Source organism: Streptomyces katrae (genome assembly GCF_000717655.1).
In the GTDB taxonomy this organism is placed as follows: Bacteria; Actinomycetota; Actinomycetes; order Streptomycetales; family Streptomycetaceae; genus Streptomyces; species Streptomyces katrae_B.
The window spans coordinates 281568-300148 of sequence record NZ_JNZY01000001.1; the positions used below are offsets into that span (position 1 = coordinate 281568).

At 71.5% G+C, this 18581-nt stretch carries 16 protein-coding genes and 2 pseudogenes; 16 read left to right on the forward strand and 2 right to left on the reverse strand.

The window, feature by feature from the left end; all coding sequences use genetic code 11:
* Positions 1–2 precede the first annotated feature (2 nt).
* The 16 genes and pseudogenes from IF09_RS0101340 (at position 3) to IF09_RS0101415 (ending at position 16708) form a co-directional block, all read left to right on the forward strand.
* A complete protein-coding gene (locus tag IF09_RS0101340; protein WP_030291089.1) occupies positions 3–1058 on the forward strand; it encodes an ABC transporter ATP-binding protein in 1056 nt (351 codons plus the stop codon).
* On the forward strand, positions 1051–2103 hold the full coding sequence (locus IF09_RS0101345) for an ABC transporter ATP-binding protein (RefSeq protein ID WP_037633625.1): 1053 nt from the start codon (positions 1051–1053) through the stop codon (positions 2101–2103). The genes IF09_RS0101340 and IF09_RS0101345 overlap by 8 nt, the downstream gene beginning before the upstream one ends.
* Positions 2104–2296: 193 nt before the next feature.
* Positions 2297–3197 (forward strand): annotated as a pseudogene (locus IF09_RS39805) (GNAT family N-acetyltransferase).
* A 190-nt stretch (positions 3198–3387) separates the two neighbouring features.
* The gene (locus IF09_RS0101355; RefSeq protein WP_030291093.1) at positions 3388–5022 is read left to right on the forward strand and encodes a peptide ABC transporter substrate-binding protein; all 1635 of its coding nucleotides are present in this window, start codon (positions 3388–3390) and stop codon (positions 5020–5022) included.
* Between the two features lie 30 nt (positions 5023–5052).
* Entirely contained in the window at positions 5053–5976 is a 924-nt protein-coding gene (locus IF09_RS0101360; RefSeq protein WP_030291095.1) for an ABC transporter permease, read from the forward strand.
* A 49-nt stretch (positions 5977–6025) separates the two neighbouring features.
* The gene (locus tag IF09_RS0101365) at positions 6026–6970 is read left to right on the forward strand and encodes an ABC transporter permease (protein ID WP_418953010.1); all 945 of its coding nucleotides are present in this window, start codon (positions 6026–6028) and stop codon (positions 6968–6970) included.
* An 11-nt stretch (positions 6971–6981) separates the two neighbouring features.
* Positions 6982–7956, forward strand: coding sequence for an ABC transporter ATP-binding protein (locus IF09_RS0101370; RefSeq protein ID WP_030291099.1), 975 nt, complete (start codon positions 6982–6984; stop codon positions 7954–7956).
* Positions 7949–9019 carry an ABC transporter ATP-binding protein gene (locus IF09_RS0101375; RefSeq protein WP_037633628.1) on the forward strand — a complete coding sequence of 357 codons (1071 nt, stop codon included), beginning with the start codon at positions 7949–7951 and terminating at the stop codon, positions 9017–9019. Before IF09_RS0101370 ends, IF09_RS0101375 begins: the two co-directional genes overlap by 8 nt.
* A gap of 366 nt (positions 9020–9385) precedes the next feature.
* On the forward strand, positions 9386–9580 hold the full coding sequence (locus IF09_RS0101380; protein WP_030291103.1) for a hypothetical protein: 195 nt from the start codon (positions 9386–9388) through the stop codon (positions 9578–9580).
* Positions 9581–9604: 24 nt separating this feature from the next.
* On the forward strand, positions 9605–10501 hold the full coding sequence (gene mshB, locus IF09_RS0101385) for an N-acetyl-1-D-myo-inositol-2-amino-2-deoxy-alpha-D-glucopyranoside deacetylase (protein ID WP_030291104.1): 897 nt from the start codon (positions 9605–9607) through the stop codon (positions 10499–10501).
* A complete protein-coding gene (locus IF09_RS0101390; protein ID WP_030291106.1) occupies positions 10498–10881 on the forward strand; it encodes a DUF6113 family protein in 384 nt (127 codons plus the stop codon). The genes mshB and IF09_RS0101390 overlap by 4 nt, the downstream gene beginning before the upstream one ends.
* Before the next feature lie 205 nt (positions 10882–11086).
* Positions 11087–13060 (forward strand): peptidoglycan binding domain-containing protein, encoded by a 1974-nt coding sequence (locus tag IF09_RS0101395; protein WP_030291108.1) that lies wholly within the window; start codon positions 11087–11089, stop codon positions 13058–13060.
* Between the two features lie 167 nt (positions 13061–13227).
* Positions 13228–14174, forward strand: a pseudogene (locus IF09_RS39810) (ABC transporter ATP-binding protein).
* Positions 14174–14929: an ABC transporter permease gene (locus IF09_RS0101405; protein ID WP_030291110.1), complete on the forward strand. Its 756-nt coding sequence runs from the start codon at positions 14174–14176 to the stop codon at positions 14927–14929. The pseudogene IF09_RS39810 and the gene IF09_RS0101405 overlap by 1 nt, the downstream one beginning before the upstream one ends.
* 4 nt (positions 14930–14933) lie before the next feature.
* Positions 14934–16094, forward strand: coding sequence for a sensor histidine kinase (locus IF09_RS0101410; protein WP_030291112.1), 1161 nt, complete (start codon positions 14934–14936; stop codon positions 16092–16094).
* On the forward strand, positions 16091–16708 hold the full coding sequence (locus IF09_RS0101415) for a response regulator (protein WP_030291114.1): 618 nt from the start codon (positions 16091–16093) through the stop codon (positions 16706–16708). Before IF09_RS0101410 ends, IF09_RS0101415 begins: the two co-directional genes overlap by 4 nt.
* A 56-nt stretch (positions 16709–16764) precedes the next feature.
* On the opposite strand, the gene IF09_RS0101420 is transcribed toward IF09_RS0101415, so the two are convergent.
* Both IF09_RS0101420 and IF09_RS0101425 read right to left on the reverse strand, forming a co-directional pair.
* Positions 16765–17556, reverse strand: a complete 792-nt coding sequence (locus tag IF09_RS0101420) for a transglutaminase-like domain-containing protein (RefSeq protein ID WP_030291115.1) — start codon at positions 17554–17556, stop codon at positions 16765–16767.
* Positions 17553–18539, reverse strand: a complete 987-nt coding sequence (locus tag IF09_RS0101425) for a GNAT family N-acetyltransferase (protein WP_030291117.1) — start codon at positions 18537–18539, stop codon at positions 17553–17555. Before IF09_RS0101425 ends, IF09_RS0101420 begins: the two co-directional genes overlap by 4 nt.
* Between the last annotated feature and the right edge of the window lie 42 nt (positions 18540–18581).

An 18581-nucleotide genomic window follows, 5' to 3' on the forward strand; every position in this document is an offset into this window, starting at 1 on the left:
CGTTGACTACCATCAGCAAGAACTCGACCGTCCCCGCGCCGCGCTCGGCGCCGGAGGGGACCCCCCTGCTCGAAGTGCGCGACCTGCACGTCGAGTTCCACACCCGCGACGGTGTCGCCAAGGCCGTCAACGGTGTCTCGTACTCCGTGAACGCCGGCGAGACCCTCGCGGTCCTCGGCGAGTCCGGCTCGGGCAAGTCCGTGACGGCGCAGGCCATCATGGGCATCCTCGACATGCCCCCCGGCAAGATCGCGGGCGGTGAGATCCTCTTCCAGGGGACGGACCTGCTCAAGCTCCCGGCCGAGGAGTACCGCAAGATCCGCGGTTCGAAGATCGCCATGATCTTCCAGGACGCCCTGTCCTCGCTGAACCCGGTGCACACCGTCGGCGCCCAGCTCGGCGAGATGTTCCGCGTCCACCGCGGCATGTCCAAGAAGGACGCCACGGCCAAGGCCGTCGAGCTCATGGACCGCGTGAAGATCCCCGCCGCCAAGGAGCGCGTGGGCGACTACCCGCACCAGTTCTCCGGCGGTATGCGCCAGCGCATCATGATCGCCATGGCGATGGCCCTCGAGCCCGACCTGATCATCGCCGACGAGCCGACCACGGCCCTCGACGTGACGGTCCAGGCCCAGGTCATGGACCTGCTCGCGGAGCTCCAGCGCGAGATGAACATGGGCCTGATCCTGATCACCCACGACCTCGGCGTCGTCGCCGACGTCGCGGACAAGATCGCCGTCATGTACGGCGGCCGGATCGTCGAGACCGCCCCGGTCCACGAGATCTACAGCCGCCCCGCGCACCCGTACACCCGCGGTCTGCTCGACTCGATCCCGCGCCTGGACCAGAAGGGCCAGGAGCTCTACGCGATCAAGGGTCTGCCGCCCAACCTGCTGAACATCCCGTCGGGCTGCGCCTTCAACCCGCGCTGCCCCAAGGCGCAGGACATCTGCCGCACCGACGTGCCGGTCCTGCACCCGGTGACCGAGCAGGACGGCACCGAGCTGCCCGGCCGCGGCAGCGCGTGCCACTTCTGGAAGGAGCAGATCCATGGCTGAGCTCACCAAGAACGCCACCGAGCGAGAGCCGATCCTCCAGGTCCGCAACCTGGTCAAGCACTTCCCGCTGACCCAGGGCATCCTGTTCAAGAAGCAGGTCGGCGCGGTCAAGGCGGTCGACGGGGTCTCCTTCGACCTCTACCGGGGCGAGACCCTCGGCATCGTCGGCGAGTCCGGCTGTGGCAAGTCCACCGTCGCCAAGCTGCTGATGAGCCTCGAGAAGGCCACCGCAGGCGAGGTCTTCTACAAGGGCCAGGACATCACCAAGCTGTCCGGCAAGGCCCTCAAGGCCGTCCGCCGCAACATCCAGATGGTGTTCCAGGACCCGTACACCTCGCTGAACCCCCGCATGACGGTCGGCGACATCATCGGGGAGCCCTTCGACATCCACCCCGAGGTGGCTCCGAAGGGCGACCGGCGCCGCAAGGTCCAGGAGCTCCTGGACGTCGTGGGCCTCAACCCCGAGTACATCAACCGCTACCCGCACCAGTTCTCCGGCGGCCAGCGCCAGCGCATCGGCATCGCCCGCGGCCTCGCGCTCAACCCGGAGATCATCATCTGCGACGAGCCGGTCTCCGCGCTCGACGTGTCGGTGCAGGCGCAGGTCATCAACCTGATGGAGAAGCTCCAGGACGAGTTCGACCTGTCCTACGTCTTCATCGCGCACGACCTGTCGATCGTCCGGCACATCTCGGACCGCGTCGGCGTCATGTACCTGGGCAAGATGGCCGAGATCGGCAGCGACGCCCAGATCTACGAGCACCCGACGCACCCCTACACCCAGGCGCTGCTGTCGGCCGTCCCGGTCCCCGACCCGCAGGCCCGCGAGGGCCGCGAGCGGATCATCCTGACCGGTGACGTCCCCTCCCCGGCCAACCCGCCCTCGGGCTGCCGTTTCCGCACCCGCTGCTGGAAGGCCGAGGAGCGGTGCGCCACGGAGGAGCCGCTGCTGGCGATCCCGACGCGCTTCCAGGGTGTGAACACCCCGGCCGCGCACGAGTCGGCGTGCCACTTCGCGGAGGAGAAGGCCATCCTGGCCGTCTGATCCCGCACCGCCGTACGCAGTCAAGGGCGCCCGGACCGGATTCCTCCGGCCCGGGCGCCCTTGCGTACGCGCCCCCGTACGCGACGCCCTTGCGTACGGCGGTACGCCGAAAGGGAGTTGCGGCGCCGCCGCGGCCGGGCGGACAGCGTCCGGATGGCCGAGACCACGTACGACCACCGGGGCCGGCGCATGCTTGCCGTACGGCCCGCAGGGCGACGCGTCCGACATCTGCGCCCTGCTCAACGCCGTCGACGTCTTCGAGATCGGCAGACCGGAGACCGACCTCGGGACCGTCGAGGCCGACCTCCGCCACCCCGACGTCGACCTGGCGAGGGACTCCTGGCCGGCCTTCGAGGGCGGCCGGCTCGTCGCGTACGCCCTGGTGTGGACCGACTCCGGACCCGGCAGGGTCGATGCCGACCACTACGTGCTGCCCGGCCACCGCGAGGCCGCCGTCCGGCTGCTGGAGCTGATGGAGGTCCGGGCCCGCGAGCTCGCCGCCGGCGCGCAGGAGGCCGCCCTGCGGCTCCAGCTCAACGTGAAGCCCACCCTCGACGCCGACCTGCTGCCCGGCCGCGGCTACCAGGTGATGACCCGCGCCCTGAGCGGCCGGGGGGAGGTCCCCGCCCCGCCCGAGGGGCTCGCCCTGCGCGACTGCGCCGCCGACGAGGCCGACCGCCGCCGGGCCCACGCCCTGGTGGAGGAGACCTTCGCCGCCCACTTCGGCCACGCGCAGCGCCCGTACGAGGCCTGGCCGGACCACCTCGACGCCCGCCGCCTCGACTGGTCGCTGGTCTGGATCGCGAACCTGCCCGGCGAGGGCGACGTGGGCGTCCTGCTGAGCCGCGACGACCGCACCAGCATGGGCTGGATCAGCCACATCGGCGTCCGGGCGGACCTGCGCGGCCGCGGCATCGGTGGCTTCCTGCTGCGCCACGGCTTCGCCGCCTACGCGGCCCGCGGCCGGGACACCGTCGGCCCTCGGGGTGGACATCCACAACGAGACCGGCGCCCTCGCGCTCTACGAGGCGCACGGCATGGGCCTGCACTACGCGGTCGACACCTGGGAGCTGAGTTTGCACCCGTGCGGGTGACAGGCACGAGACGCAGGGGTGCAATCGAGTTCACCGGGAGTGCACGGAGCGACACATGGGGTGACATTGGCGGGTACGCTGTGGCCCTGCCTTCGGGCAGCGGTCAGGGCTTGGCCGTCGCGAGGTTCCACGGAACCGAGTGAGAAGTCCCCCGGATCCGTCCGGGGGAAGGAGTCACAGGAGGCACTCCATGCGTGGAGCCATCCAGGCCCAGTGGGCCGCATGTGCAGTGGCCGTCGCCCTCGTGGCGACGGCCTGCGGCGGCGGCAGCGACAGCGGCGGAGGCGGTGGTGGCGACACCGGGATCGTCAGCTCCTCGTGGGGTGACCCGCAGAACCCGCTGGAGCCGGCCAACACCAACGAGGTGCAGGGCGGCAAGGTCCTCGACATGCTCTTCCGGGGCCTGAAGCGGTACGACCCGAAGACCGGCGAGGCCGTCAACATGCTCGCCGAGAAGATCGAGACCACCGACAGCCAGAACTTCACCGTCACGCTGAAGGACGGCTGGAAGTTCAGCAACGACGAGCCGGTCACCGCGCAGTCCTTCGTGGACGCCTGGAACTACGGCGCGGACGTGCGCAACAAGCAGAACAACTCGCCGTTCTTCTCCGACATCGTCGGCTACGCGGACGTCCACCCCGCGTCCGGCCAGCCCAAGGCCAAGACGATGTCCGGGCTGGTCGTCAAGGATGCCAAGACCTTCACGGTCGCCCTGAAGAACAAGTTCTCCACGTGGCCCGAGACCCTCGGCTACCAGGCCTTCTCCCCGCTGCCCAAGGCCTTCTTCACCGACCACGCCGGCTGGCTGAACAAGCCGATCGGCAACGGCCCGTACACGGTGGACTCGTACACCAAGGGCACCGGCATGAAGCTGCGCGCCTGGGCCGGCTACCCGGGCGAGGACAAGGCGCAGAACGGCGGAGTCGACCTCAAGGTCTACACCGACAACAACACCGCCTACACGGACCTGATCTCCGGCAACCTCGACCTCGTCGACGACGTCCCCGCGCAGCAGCTGAAGAACGTCAAGAACGACCTCGGCGACCGGTACATCAACCAGCCGGCCCTCATCATCCAGACCCTCACCTTCCCGCTGTACGACCCGCAGTGGAGCAAGGAGGGCATGGAGAACGTCCGCCGCGGCATCTCCATGGCGATCAACCGCGACGAGATCACCAAGCAGATCTTCCGCGAGACCCGCACCCCCGCCAAGGACTGGACCTCCCCGGCCCTCGGCGAGAAGGGCGGCTTCAGCGCCACGCTCTGCGGCGACGCCTGCAAGTACGACCCGGCCGCGGCCAAGAAGCTCATCCAGGACGCCGGGGGGCTCCCCGGCGGCAAGGTCACGCTGACGTCCAACGTGGACACCGGCTCGCACCGCGACTGGATGGACGCCGTCTGCAACAGCATCAACAACGCGCTCGGCGAGGGCCCGGTCTGCACGGTGAACCCCATCGGCACCTTCGCCGACTTCCGCAACCAGCAGAGCTCCTTCAAGCTGACCGGCCCCTTCCGCTCCGGCTGGCAGGCCGACTACCCCCTGATCCAGAACTTCCTCCAGCCGCTCTACTACACCGGCGCCTCCTCCAACTACGGGAAGTTCAGCAACCCGGACTTCGACAAGCTCGTCGACGAGGCCAACCAGGAGAGCGACGCGGCCAAGGCCATCGTGAAGTTCCAGGACGCCGAGAAGATCCTCGTCGCGCAGATGCCGTCCATCCCGCTCTGGTACCAGAACGGCAGCGCCGGCTACGCCGAGCGGCTCACGGACGTGGCGCTCAACCAGTTCAGCGTCCCCGTCTACAACGAGATCAAGGTCAGCTGACCCTCCGTCGGATCGATCCTGGAGCAGTCCATGGGACGTTATGTGATCCGGCGGCTGCTCCAGATGATCCCGGTGTTCATCGGCAGCACGTTCCTGATCTTCTTCATGGTGTACGCGCTCGGCGACCCGGTCGCGGCCCTCTTCGGCGACAAGGCGCCCGACCCCGCCACCGCCGCGCGCATCCGCAGGGACCTCTACCTCGACCGCCCGCTGTGGGAGCAGTACCTCCACTACATGGGCCAGATCTTCCAGGGCGACTTCGGCACGGCCTTCAACGGCCAGCCCGTCACCGAGCTGATGGCCTCGGCCTTCCCCGTCACCCTGCGCCTGACCATGGTCGCGATCTTCTTCGAGATCGTCATCGGCATCACCCTCGGCGTGATCAGCGGGCTGCGCCGGGGCAAGTCCGTCGACACGAGCGTGCTGGTGCTCACCCTCGTCGTCATCTCCGTACCGACGTTCGTGACGGGCTATGTGCTCCAGTACCTCTTCGGCGTCGAATGGGGCTGGGTCCGGCCCACCGTCTCCCCGGACGCCCCCTTCAACGAGCTGATCCTGCCCGGCATCGTGCTCGCGCTGGTCTCCCTCGCGTACGTCACCCGGCTCTCGCGCACCTCCATCGCCGAGAACGTCAAGGCCGACTACGTGCGCACCGCCGTCGCCAAGGGCCTGCCGCGCCACCGGGTCGTCACCCGCCACCTGCTGCGCAACTCGCTCATCCCCGTCGTCACCTTCATCGGCACCGACATCGGCGCCCTGATGGGCGGCGCCATCGTCACCGAGCGGATCTTCAACATCCACGGCGTCGGATACCAGCTCTACCAGGGCATCCTGCGCAACAACTCCCCGACGGTCGTCGGCTTCGTGACCATCCTCGTCATCGTCTTCCTGCTGGCCAACCTGCTCGTCGACCTGCTCTACGCGGTCCTGGACCCGAGGATCCGTTATGCCTGAGCGCAACGAGCCCGTCTTCGACCCGCTGCAGCCCGCAGAGGGGGAGGCCATGGCACCCACCGGCCAGGGAGGGCCCATAGACCTCGCGATCGAGGAGGCCGAGAGCCTCGAGAAGAAGCTCGGCGACGCGCCCACCGGCCCGGGCGAGAAGGCCCGCTCCCTGTGGTCCGACGCCTGGCACCAGCTGCGCCGCAACCCCGTCTTCATCATCTCCTCGCTGATGATCCTCTTCCTCGTGATCATCGCGATCTGGCCGCAGCTCATCGCCAGCGGCGACCCGCTGCAGTGCGACCTGTCCAAGTCCCAGCAGGGCTCCGCCCCGGGCCACCCCTTCGGCTACGACACCCAGGGCTGCGACGTCTACACCCGTACCGTCTACGGGGCCCGCGCCTCCATCACCGTCGGCGTCTGCGCCACCCTGGGCGCCGCCCTGCTCGGCTCGGTGCTCGGCGGGCTCGCCGGGTTCTTCGGCGGCTGGGGCGACTCGCTGCTCTCCCGGGTCGCGGACATCTTCTTCGGTATCCCCGTCGTCCTCGGCGGCCTGGTCTTCCTGTCCGTGGTCACCAGCACCACCGTCTGGCCGGTCGTCGGCTTCATCGTCCTGCTCGGCTGGCCGCAGATCGCCCGCATCGGCCGCGGCTCCGTCATCACCGCCAAGCAGAACGACTACGTCCAGGCCGCCCGGGCCCTCGGCGCCGGCAACGGCCGGATGCTGCTGCGGCACGTCGCGCCCAACGCCGTCGCGCCCGTCATCGTCGTCGCCACCATCGCCCTGGGCACGTACATCGCCCTGGAGGCCACGCTGTCCTTCCTCGGCGTCGGCCTGCGCCCGCCCACCGTCTCCTGGGGCATCGACATCTCCAACGCGGCCTCGCAGATCCGCAACGCCCCGCACATGCTGCTCTATCCGGCGGGCGCGCTGAGCCTGACCGTGCTCGCGTTCATCATGCTCGGCGACGCGGTGCGCGACGCCCTCGACCCCAAGCTGCGCTGAGGAGTGGGCACATGCTGCTCGAAGTCCGCGACCTCCATGTGGAGTTCCGTACGCGGGACGGAGTCGCCAAGGCCGTCAACGGTGTCAACTACTCGGTGGACGAGGGCGAGACGCTCGCCGTGCTCGGCGAGTCCGGCTCGGGCAAGTCGGTGACCGCGCAGGCCGTGATGGGCATCCTGGACGTGCCGCCGGGCCGGATCGCGGGCGGCGAGATCCTCTTCAAGGGCAGGAACCTGCTGAAGATGAAGGAGGAGGAGCGGCGGAGGATCCGCGGCGCCGACATGGCGATGATCTTCCAGGACGCCCTGTCCTCCCTGAACCCGGTGCTCAGCGTGGGAGCCCAGCTGGGCGAGATGTACGAGGTCCACCGCGGGATGTCCCGCAAGGCCGCCAAGGCCAAGGCCGTCGAGCTGATGGACCGGGTGAAGATCCCGGCGGCGAAGGACCGGGTGGGGGACTACCCGCACCAGTTCTCGGGCGGCATGCGCCAGCGCATCATGATCGCGATGGCGCTGGCCCTGGAACCCTCCCTGATCATCGCGGACGAGCCGACGACGGCACTGGACGTCACCGTCCAGGCCCAGGTGATGGACCTGCTGGCCGAGCTCCAGCGCGAGCTCAACATGGGTCTCATCCTCATCACCCACGACCTCGGCGTGGTCGCGGACGTCGCCGACAAGATCGCCGTCATGTACGCGGGCCGGATCGTCGAGGCGGCCCCCGTCCACGAGATCTACGCCGCGCCCGCGCACCCGTACACCCGCGGTCTGCTCGACTCGATCCCGCGCCTGGACCAGAAGGGCCAGGAGCTGTACGCGATCAAGGGCCTGCCGCCCAATCTGCTGGCCATCCCGCCCGGCTGCGCCTTCAACCCGCGCTGCCCGATGGCGCGGGCGGTCTGCCGCACCGACGTCCCGCCGCTCGCGCAGGCCGGCCCGGACCGCGCGAGCGCGTGCTTCTTCTGGAAGGAGTGCCTCGGTGGCTGAGTCCATCCTGGAGGTCAGGGACCTCGTCAAGCACTATCCGCTGACCCGGGGCATCCTGTTCAAGAAGCAGGTCGGCGCGGTCAAGGCGGTCGACGGGGTCTCCTTCGGCCTCGCCCGGGGCGAAACCCTCGGCATCGTCGGCGAGTCCGGCTGTGGCAAGTCCACGGTCGCCAAGATGCTGGTCAACCTGGAACGTCCGACGGCCGGCGCGATCTCGTACAAGGGCGAGGACATCACCAAGCTGTCCGGCAAGGCGCTCAGGGCCGTCCGCCGCAACATCCAGATGGTGTTCCAGGACCCGTACACCTCGCTGAACCCCCGCATGACGGTCGGTGACATCATCGGGGAGCCGTACGACATCCACCCCGAGGTGGCTCCGAAGGGCGACCGGCGCCGCAAGGTCCAGGAGCTCCTCGACGTGGTCGGGCTGAACCCGGAGTACATCAACCGGTACCCGCACCAGTTCTCCGGCGGTCAGCGCCAGCGCATCGGCATCGCCCGCGGGCTCGCGCTCCAGCCGGAGGTCATCGTGGCGGACGAGCCGGTCTCCGCGCTCGACGTCTCGGTCCAGGCCCAGGTGATCAACCTGCTGGAACGCCTCCAGAACGAGTTCGACCTGTCGTACGTCTTCATCGCGCACGACCTCTCGATCGTGCGGCACATCTCCGACCGGGTCGGCGTGATGTACCTGGGCCGGGTGGTGGAGATCGGCACCGACACCCAGATCTACGACCATCCGACCCACCCCTACACCCAGGCCCTGCTGTCGGCCGTACCCGTCCCGGACCCGCAGGCCCGCGCTCACCGCGAGCGGATCATCCTGACCGGCGACGTGCCCTCACCGGCCAACCCGCCCTCGGGCTGCCCGTTCCGCACGCGCTGCTGGAAGGCGCAGCAGCGCTGCACGGACGAGGTCCCGCTGCTGGCCGTCCCGGAGGCCTTCCCGTCCGGCCCGGCGGCCCACCCCTCGGCCTGCCACTTCGCGGCGGAGAAGCAGGTCGTCCCGCCTCCCGGCGAGCTCCCCCCGCCTCCCGCCCCGGCGGCCCCGCCGGTGAAGGAGTGACCGGCGCATTCCCGAGGGGTGAAATCCGGCCACCCCGCGCGGATTCGCTCCGTCAGGGCCGATTTCCTGCCAACGCGGTTTACACGCAGGCAACTTGACCGTTTCTGTCCCGAGATCTGGGGCGTGCAGCCTGGGTCCCGTGCGGCCGTGCGGGTGCCGACAGCCGGCCGGGGAGGCGTACAGGCTCCCCGGCCGGCCTCCCCCGTGACCCTGTGCATGCGCGGCGTGCGCCCCTCGTGCTGCCGGAATTCGATCGATGCGCTGGTACGGATAGTTATGATCCGTAGCGCACGGTGGGTATGACTCCGCCGAGCACTGAGTACGAGTACGCGTACCGATGTCCGCTCGACGTGGAGGTGAAACGCCGTGGCACTCTCGATCTCGGCCGTGGTGCTGCTGGCGATCGTCGTCTTCCTGCTGGTCCGCCGGTCGGGCCTGAAGGCGGGACACGCCGTTGTCTGTGTGCTCCTCGGGTTCTATCTGGCGAGTTCGACCATCGCGCCGACCCTCAGCCAGCTGACCACGAACGTGGCCAGCATGATCAGTGGGCTCAAGTTGTAGGCCGGTCCTCGTAGTCTTGGCCCCATGAACGGTCTTCCCGCCCGTCGGCTTCTCCTGGTGCACGCGCACCCGGACGACGAGTCGATCAACAACGGCGTCACCATGGCCAAGTACGCGGCCGAGGGTGCCCACGTCGCGCTCGTGACCTGCACCCTCGGCGAGGAGGGCGAGGTCATCCCGCCCGGGCTCGCCCACCTGGCGCCCGACCGCGACGACACCCTGGGCGCCCACCGCATCGGCGAGCTCGCCGCCGCCATGGAGGAACTCGGGGTCACCGACCACCGGTTCCTCGGCGGCCCCGGCCGCTTCCGGGACTCCGGGATGATGGGCGCCGAGCAGAACCGCCGGCCCGGCTCCTTCTGGTCCGCCGACGTGGACGAGGCCGCCGCCCACCTGGTCGAGGTCATCCGCGAGGTCCGTCCGCAGGTGCTCGTCACCTACGACCCCGACGGCGGTTACGGGCACCCCGACCACATCCAGGCCCACCGGGTCGCCATGCGCGGCGCGGAGCTGGCCGCGGAGGCCACGTACCGCCGGGACCTCGGCGACCCGTGGGAGACCGGGAAGATCTACTGGAACCGGGTCCCGCGCTCGGTGGTCGAGGAGGGCTTCGCCCGGCTGCAGGCGGCCGGGGCCAAGCTGCCCTTCCCGGGGCTGGCTTCGCCGGACGACGTGCCCGGTGTCGTCGCCGACGAGAAGATCACCGCCGAGATCGGGGCCGACGGGGCGTTCGTGGCGGCCAAGGCTGCCGCGATGCGCGCCCACGCCACCCAGATCGCCGTGGAGGGGCCCTTCTTCGCCCTCTCCAACGACCTCGCGCAGCCGCTGTTCTCCCGCGAGTACTACGAACTGGCCGCGGGCCGGCCGGGCGCCCCGGCGGGCGAGCGCGAGCACGACCTGTTCGCGGGGGTGCAGGCATGACCGGGACCCTGACGCCCACGCGGATCGCCGTCCTGCTCGGCCTGTTGGTGGCGGGTGTGCTGACCGGCATCGCCGGCTGGCTCGTCGTGGACCTGTGGTTCCCCGGCGGGCTGCTGCTGGGACTGCTGGCGCTCTTCGGGCTGTTCCTCGGCGGCCGGATCGCCGTCGGGACCGGGCTCGGGGTGGGCGCAGGTGTGATCGGCTGGTTCCTCGCGTACGTGCTGCTCGGCGTCCCGCGCCCCGAGGGGGACTTCCTGCTCGGTTCGTCCGGAATCGGTATGTACGCCTACCTTTTGGGCGGGACGGTGCTGGCTGTGATGTGTGCCACGCTGCGCGGCCCGTTCGAGGGGCCGGTTTCGGCCGCGCAGTCCGGCAAGTGACGTGCCGTTGAACTCCGTCGAGGTGCGCGTTCACGGGGGTTGGGCCGGGCCTCCCGGCCCGCTCGGAAGGTCCTTGGAGGGAGCGAAGGGGAACCCCTGATTCCCCCAGGACAGTTGCGCGAGGGCGACGGCCAGTATGGTGGTCGGGCCGCCGAGCTGCCCGCGCACGGCACGCGGGCGGCGGAGCCAACCGGGAGAACCTGCCTTGAGTCGTGAAACCGACAGTTCGTCCTCCGGGCCCCAGGGGCGCGGTGGAGCCGCCTACCCCTCGGGTACACCGCCGTACGGAACCGGCCAGCACCCGTCCCTGCCCGTGCCGTCCGGGCCCGGCGCGGCGACTGCCTCGGAGGAGAACCCTGTGACCTCGAACCCGTCCACGCCCGACACCGACGGGCCGAAGACCGAGACCACCCTGACGACCCGGATCCGGATCAACATCCCGGGTTCGCGGCCGATCCCGCCGGTGGTCGTACGCAAGCCCGTGGCGGCTGCCGCCGCCGAGCCGGAGGCCGAGGCCGAGGCCGCCGCCGAGCAGGCCGCGGCGGAGCCCGCGCCGGCCCCCGAGCCGGAGGAGCCGGCCAGCAACTGGTTCGCGCCCCGCAAGCCGGGCGCCGCGGCGCCCGCGCCCGCTCCGGCCCCCGCGCTGCCGACCCGTACCCCGGCCGCGGCGGGCCCTGCGCCCGCGCTGCCCACCCGTACCCCGGCGCCGCCCGCCGGGGGAGCTCCGGGCGCTCCGGTGTCCGGCTTCGCCCCGGGAGCCCCGGGTGTCCCCGGCCCCGCGGGCCCGCGTACGGCCGCCCCGGCCGGTCCCCGTTTCGACACGCCCGCCCAGGGCTTCGCCCGGCCGCCCGCTCCCGCCGGCCCCGGCTACGGAACCGGCGGCCCCGGCCCCGACGCGCCCCTCGCGCCCCGGCGGCCCGGCGGCCCCGGCGTCGGCACGCCCCCGGGCCCCCCCGGCTACGGCGGCGGTGACGGCGGCCCCGTCACCGAGCCGTTCCCCGCGTACGGCGGCCCGGTCGGCCCGGCGGGCCCCGGCGGCCCCGGCGCCCCGGCGGGCCCCACCGGCGGCCCCGCGCTCGGCACCGCCCCGCTCGGCGCCCCCCACGGCGGCGAGGCTCCCCGCTGGCCCGGCCCGGAGCTGGACGAACCGTTCCCGCCGGTCCCGACCCCGGTCCCCGCTCCGGCACCGGCCGCCCCCGCGCGCCCGAAGCCGGCCAGCGCAACGCCGACCAAGATCAAGAAGGGCCGCTCCAAGCTGGTCCTCCTCGGCAGCGGCCTCATCGCCCTGCTCGGCGTGGCCTACGGCGCCGGGCTGCTCCTCAACCACTCCGACGTCCCCAAGGGCACCACCGTCCTCGGCGTCGACATCAGCGGCAGCCGCGACGAGGCCGTCGGCAAGCTCCAGACGGCCTTCGGCAACCGGGCCGCGACCCCGCTCACGCTCGCCGTCGGCGGCAAGCAGGTCGAGCTCAAGCCCGAGAAGGCCGGCCTGAGCCTGGACGCCCAGACGACCGTCCGCAACGCGGCGGGCAGCGACTACAACCCCGTCACGGTCATCGGCTCGCTCCTCGGCAACGAGCGCATCGCGGACCCGGTGATGCCGATCGACGAGGAGAAGCTCCAGGTCGCGCTCCAGGAGCTGGCCGGAACCGCCGGCACCGCCACCGAGGGCACCATCAAGTTCGACACGGGCAAGGCCGTCGCCGTCCCCGGCAAGCCCGGTTCCACCCTGGACGCGGACGCCTCCGCGGACCTGGTCAAGAAGGCCTTCCGCGACATGGTCGCCACCGGCAAGTCGGCCCCGGTCGAACTCCCCGTCGCCACCAAGAACCCCGTCATCGACCAGGCCGAACTCGACCGGGTCATGAAGGAGTTCGCGGAGCCCGCGATGTCCGCCCCCGCCACGGTCAAGGCCGGGACCAAGTCCATCCCCTTCGGGGCCAAGTCCCTGCCCAAGATCCTCAGCATGCAGGTCGTGGACGGGCACCTGGTCGAGAAGTACGACCTGGAAGCGCTCAAGGCGACGTACGGGAACACCTTCGACGGCGTCCTGATCACGCGCGGTACCGGCGAGAAGACCCCTGTCACCCCGCAGGACGTCGCCGGCGCCCTCGGCACGGCCCTGCGCGGCAAGACCACGGCCGAGCGGACCGCCACCATCAACACCAACCCCAACTAGGGGCCGGGCCGCACCGAGCCCCCGTCCGACCTCCGGGCGGGGGCTCCGCCACGTCCGCCGCGGGCCCGGACGCAGGGGCCGTCACGCCGACCGCATGACATCCGTCATCCGCCGTTCACGACGCCAGACACTGCCGCGCGCACCCCCGCACGGGGGAATCTTCCGTCATGACGACGACGACTTCGGCGCACACCACCGCCGCACAGGACACCGGACCCGGCGCCGGCCCCGTGGTGGCCTTCCACGACGTGACCAAGAACTACGGCGCGGTCCGCGCGGTCGACGGCCTCTCCCTCGAACTCCACCCCGGCGAGACCGTCGCCCTGCTCGGCCCCAACGGCGCCGGCAAGTCCTCCACCCTCGACTTGCTGCTGGGCCTGCGCCCCGCCGACTCCGGCAGCGTCCGGCTCTTCGGCACCACCCCGCGCGAGGCCGTCGCGGCCGGCCGGGTCGGCGCGATGCTGCAGAGCGGCGGCCTGATGGAGGACGTGACCGTACGGGAGATCGTCGCCCTCGGCTGCGCCCTGCACCCCCGCCGCCACCCGGTCGAGGAGGTGCTCGGCCGCGCCGGGATCACCGAGATCGCCGACCGCATGGTCAACAAGCTCTCCGGCGGCCAGGAGCAGCGCGTCCGCTTCGCCCTCGCCACCGCGGGACACAACGACCTGATCGTCCTAGACGAGCCGACCACCGGCATGGACGTCACCTCCCGCCAGGCCTTCTGGGCCACCAGGCCGCCCAGGGCCGCACCGTCCTCTTCGCCACCCACTACCTGGAAGAGGCCGACGCGATCGCCGACCGGGTCCTGGTCCTCAACAAGGGCCGGCTGCTCGCCGACGGCACGGCCGCCGAGATCAAGGCCAGGGCCGGGGCCCGCCGGATCGCCTTCGACCTGGCCGCGGACGCGCCGGTGGACGAGGCGGCGCTGCGCGCCCTCCCGTACCTGACCTCGTACGAACGCCACGGCGAAACGGTTCGGCTCCAGTCGCGCGACGCCGACGCCACCGTCCACGCCGTGTACACCCTGGGGCTCTACCCCCGGAACCTGGAAGTCGCCGGGCTGGGCCTGGAGCAGGCCTTCATCGCCCTCACCGAGGCCGAGGAGGCCAAGTAATGCCGACCACCGGAACGCTCCGGCTCATCAAGCTGGAGATCAGCCGAGCCCTGCGCAACAAGAAGTACCTGTTCTTCACCGTCCTCTACCCGGCCGCGCTGTTCCTGATGCTCGGCGGCACCCTGGACGGCACGACGAAGGTCATGGGCACGGAACTGACCATGCCCGCCTTCTACATGGTCGCCATGGCCTCCTTCGGCGCCCTGACGGCCGTCCTGATGGGCAACAGCGAGCGCATCGCCAAGGAGCGCGAGAAGGGATGGGTCCGCCAGCTCCGGCTGACCGCCCTGCCCGGCCGCGGCTACGTCCTGGGCAAGACGGCCAGCGCCGGGGTGCTCTCCCTGCCCGCCATCCTCGTCGTGTTCGCAGTCGCCGCGGGCGTGAAGGGCGTCCGGTTCGACGCCTGGCAGTGGCTCGCCCTCACCGTGTCCATCTGGGCCGGCAGCCTGGTCTTCGCTGCCCTCGGCGTCGCGATCGGCTACCTCGCGAGCGGCGACACCGTCCGCCCGATCACGATGCTGTGCTACTTCGGCCTCTCGATCCTCGGCGGCCTGTGGATGCCGACGGCCAATTTCCCGCAGTGGCTGCAGGACATCTGCGAGTGGCTGCCGACCCGCGCGTACGCGGGCCTCGGCCAGGCCATCGAGCTCGGGGGCGCACCGCACCTGAAGGACGTGGCGATCCTGGCGGTGTACTTCGTACTGTTCACCGGTGCGGCCGCCTGGCTGTACCGCAAGGACTCACTGAAGGCTTGAACCCGTGGCACTGACGCAGGAATCCGAAGGCCTGGGCCGCATCGGACGGGCACCGGAAACCGCCACGCACAAGGTGGTGAAGAGCCTTTGGATCACCATCTGGCTCTTCTACCTCAGTGCCCCCGTCACCGACCTGGTCAGCGGGGGACACAGCACCGGGGCCCGGCTGCTCGGCGGGCTGGGCCTCGCGGCCTTCGTCGCCTGGTACCTGGTGCTGGTGTTCCACCCGGACCGGCAGATGCCGGTCCGCCGGGTCCTGTTCTCGGTCGCGGTGCTCACCACCCAGGCCACGGTGCTGTCGCTGGCCCTGGGCCGCGAGTGGCTCGTGCTCTTCGTGTACGTATCCATCTCCTCCGGCGCCGCCCTGCCGGCGGAGATCTCCCGCTGGACGGTGCCGGGCGCGACCGCGCTGATGATGGTGGTGGCCCCGGCGCTGCCCGGCTGGGACGCCTACCTGGCCGGGCTGGTTGTCCCGGCCCTGATGGGCGGGTTCGCGATGGTCGGGGTCCGCAAGTTGATCCAGACCACGATAGAACTGCGCCAGGCCCGGGCCACGGTGGCGCAGCTCGCGGCGAACGAGGAACGCCTGCGCATGGCCCGCGACTTGCACGACCTGCTGGGCCACTCGCTGTCCCTGATCACGCTGAAGAGCGAGCTGGCGGGGCGGATGCTGCCCGCGCAGCCCGAGGCGGCGGCCCAGCAGGTGGCCGACATCGAGCGCGTCGGCCGGCAGGCGCTGGTGGACGTACGGGAGGCCGTGAGCGGCTACCGGAGGGCGACCCTGCCCGGCGAACTGGCCGGTGCGCGGACCGCTCTGACGGCGGCGGCCGTGCTGGCGGACCTTCCGGCGGAGCCGGTGGACGACCTCCCGGAGGAGGCGGAGTCCGCCCTGGCCTGGTCGCTGCGCGAGGCGGTGACGAACGTGGTCCGCCACAGCGGGGCCAAGCGGTGCACGGTCACGCTGGAGACCCGGCAGACGCTGGCGGGCCGGTTCGTGGAGCTGATGGTGTCGGACGACGGCGGCGGCGGACCGGTGGCCCCCGGCAACGGCCTGACCGGCCTGACCGAACGCCTGGAGGCGGTGGGCGGCACGCTGACCGCCGGTCCGGCAGGCAAGACGGGGTTCCGGCTGCTGGCGCGAGTCCCCCTAGGATCGGGATCATGACCCCACGACCCATCCGGATCCTCCTCGCCGAGGACCAGTCCATGGTCCGTGAGGCCCTCGCGGCCCTGCTCGGCCTGGAACCGGACATCGAGGTGCTGGCCCAGGTCGCCCGCGGTGACGAGGTCGTGTCGGCGGCCCGCGCGCACGACGTGAACGTCGCCCTCCTGGACATCGAGATGCCGGGCATGACGGGGATAGAGGCGGCGGCCGCCCTGCGCGCCGCCCTCCCCGACCTGCGGATCGTCATCCTGACCACCTTCGGCCGCCCCGGCTACCTGCGCGGCGCGATGGAGGCGGGGGCCTCGGCGTTCCTGGTCAAGGACGCCCCGGCCGCGCAGCTGGCGGAGGCGGTGCGCAAGGTCCTGGCGGGCGAGCGCGTCATCGACCCCACGCTGGCGGCGGCGGCCCTTGCGGAGGGCGCGAACCCGCTGACCGGCCGGGAACGGGAGGTCCTGCGCGCCGCCGAGGACGGCGCGACGAACGCCGAACTGGCCGCCCGCCTCCACCTGTCCCAGGGCACGGTCCGCAACTACCTCTCGACGGCGATCCAGAAACTGGCCTCCCGCAACCGCGCAGAAGCCATCCGCACGGCCCGCGAAAAGGGCTGGCTGTAGCACCTCCAGCCCCGTCGGCGGTTGAGGCGCGGGGCGGGTCCGGCGCGGAGCCCGGGTCAGTTCAGCAGTGCCCTGGCGGACAGGGCCTCCGAGCGGATCCGGGCCGCGGCCTGCGCATCGATCGCGTCGACGACCACCGCGTACGCCTCCAGCTCCGCCGCGCCGGAGGCGAACTCCCCCCGCTCCACCAGAAGCTTGGCCCGCTCGTACCGCAGCGACGCCGGATGCGAGGGCAGCAGCAGCGACAGGTCCAGCGCCCAGAGCGCCACCCCCGACTGCTCGGGCCGGGCCGAGGCCCACGCCCTGATGTTGTTCAGGATCCGCAGGACGACGTCCAGCGTCCGGGCCGGCGTCCGCGGCTCCGCGGCCAGCTCCGCCGGACCGGCGCCCAGCGAGGCGCCCCCGGCGAACGGGTCCACCACCAGCCCCTCCTCCGGGTCCCCGAACCCCACCACGAAGTGCCCCGGCAGCCCCAGCCCGTACACCGGCGCACCCGCCCGCCGCGCGACCTCCAGCCAGACGACGGACAGGAGGATCGGCAGGCCCCGGCGCCGCCGCAGCACCTCGTGCAGCAGCGAGGACGACAGCCGGTCGTAGTCCGCGGGGGTGCCGTGGAAGCCCATCCGGCCGCCCAGCAGCTCGGTGACCGCCGAGGCCCACGCCTTCCCGCCGCGCAGTCCGTACGGCAGCATCCCCGCCAGCCGGTCCAGCTCGATCTGCGCCCAGTCCATGACCCGTTCGTCCAGCTCCGGGTCCGCCTCCGCGGCGAGCAGCAGGCACAGCAGCGCCAGGTCGGGCCGCTCCGAGCGGGCCTCCTGCGCGAACCGCTCCCGGGATTCCGCGCTCATCGCGCCGCCCGGAAGTGGTGGTACGCGTGGTGCGTCGCGAAGCCCAGGCCGTCGTACAGCGCCCGCGCCCCCGCGTTGTCCGCCTCCACCTGCAGCCACGCCGCCGACGCGCCCTCCTCCAGCGCCTGCCGGGCCAGTACCGCCATCACCGCCGTGCCCAGCCCCGCGCGCCGGTGCTCCGGGTCGACCTCGACCGCCGCGAAGCCGGCCCACCGGCCGTCCACCACCAGCCGCCCGATCGCCCGTCCGGGCAGCGTCGCGAACCACACCGACGGCCCCGCGACGAGCACCCGCCGGGCCACCTCCGGGTCCTTGACCCGCCCGTACCGCCCGAGCCACTCCTCGTCCGGGGTACGGGTCAGCCGTATCTCCGGGGCGGTGGCGGCGGTGTCCACGTCCGCGATCGGCGCAAGCGCCGCGATCCGGACCTCCGCCGACACCTCGTTCACCCAGCCCCGGCGCTCCAGCTCCGCGCCCAGCAGCTCCTGGGTGCCCACCGCCCCCGTCGCCGTCTGGACGTACGCCGGAAGCTCACGTTCCGCGTACCAGGACGTCACTCGCGCGAGTGCTTCGTCCAGCGGGGCCCCCGGGTCGCCGAGCGGCAGCACGGAGTTGGCCCGCCGGGTGAACCCGCCGGCCGCCCGCAGCGTCCACTCGCCCAGCGGCTCGCTCTCCAGCGGCTGCCAGGCCCGCGCCCCGACGCGCGCCAGCTCCTCGAAAGAGGCCGCGGGACCCCGCCGCCGGGCCGGGGCCGGCGGTACGATCTTGCCCGCCACCAGCGCCGATTCCGCGATGTGGACGGACTCGCCGCTCTTTCGTGTGATCGTCAGCACACCCTGGTTCCAGGATGTGAGAACCCCTACCGTGTCGGTGAACGACGGTGACCCTCTCGAGCCACTCTCCACCCGTCGTACAGAGACACGTTTACCCACGTCAGCTGGGGTGATACGGATCTCCAGCAGCCCACCGGCAGTGATTTCCACAGCTCTGTCCGCCCCTCCTGTTCGGATCGTGCCCGGGAACGG

Bases quoted from the DNA above. Each gene is read 5' to 3' on its own strand.
- IF09_RS0101390 (WP_030291106.1), top strand. From the start codon at position 10,498: ATGACCGGGACCCTGACGCCCACGCGGATCGCCGTCCTGCTCGGCCTG.
- mshB (WP_030291104.1), top strand. From the start codon at position 9,605: ATGAACGGTCTTCCCGCCCGTCGGCTTCTCCTGGTGCACGCGCACCCG.
- IF09_RS0101405 (WP_030291110.1), top strand. From the start codon at position 14,174: ATGCCGACCACCGGAACGCTCCGGCTCATCAAGCTGGAGATCAGCCGA.
- IF09_RS0101345 (WP_037633625.1), top strand. From the start codon at position 1,051: ATGGCTGAGCTCACCAAGAACGCCACCGAGCGAGAGCCGATCCTCCAG.
- IF09_RS0101360 (WP_030291095.1), top strand. From the start codon at position 5,053: ATGGGACGTTATGTGATCCGGCGGCTGCTCCAGATGATCCCGGTGTTC.
- IF09_RS0101420 (WP_030291115.1), bottom strand. From the start codon at position 17,556: ATGAGCGCGGAATCCCGGGAGCGGTTCGCGCAGGAGGCCCGCTCGGAG.
- IF09_RS0101370 (WP_030291099.1), top strand. From the start codon at position 6,982: ATGCTGCTCGAAGTCCGCGACCTCCATGTGGAGTTCCGTACGCGGGAC.
- IF09_RS0101365 (WP_418953010.1), top strand. From the start codon at position 6,026: ATGGCACCCACCGGCCAGGGAGGGCCCATAGACCTCGCGATCGAGGAG.
- IF09_RS0101415 (WP_030291114.1), top strand. From the start codon at position 16,091: ATGACCCCACGACCCATCCGGATCCTCCTCGCCGAGGACCAGTCCATG.
- IF09_RS0101355 (WP_030291093.1), top strand. From the start codon at position 3,388: ATGCGTGGAGCCATCCAGGCCCAGTGGGCCGCATGTGCAGTGGCCGTC.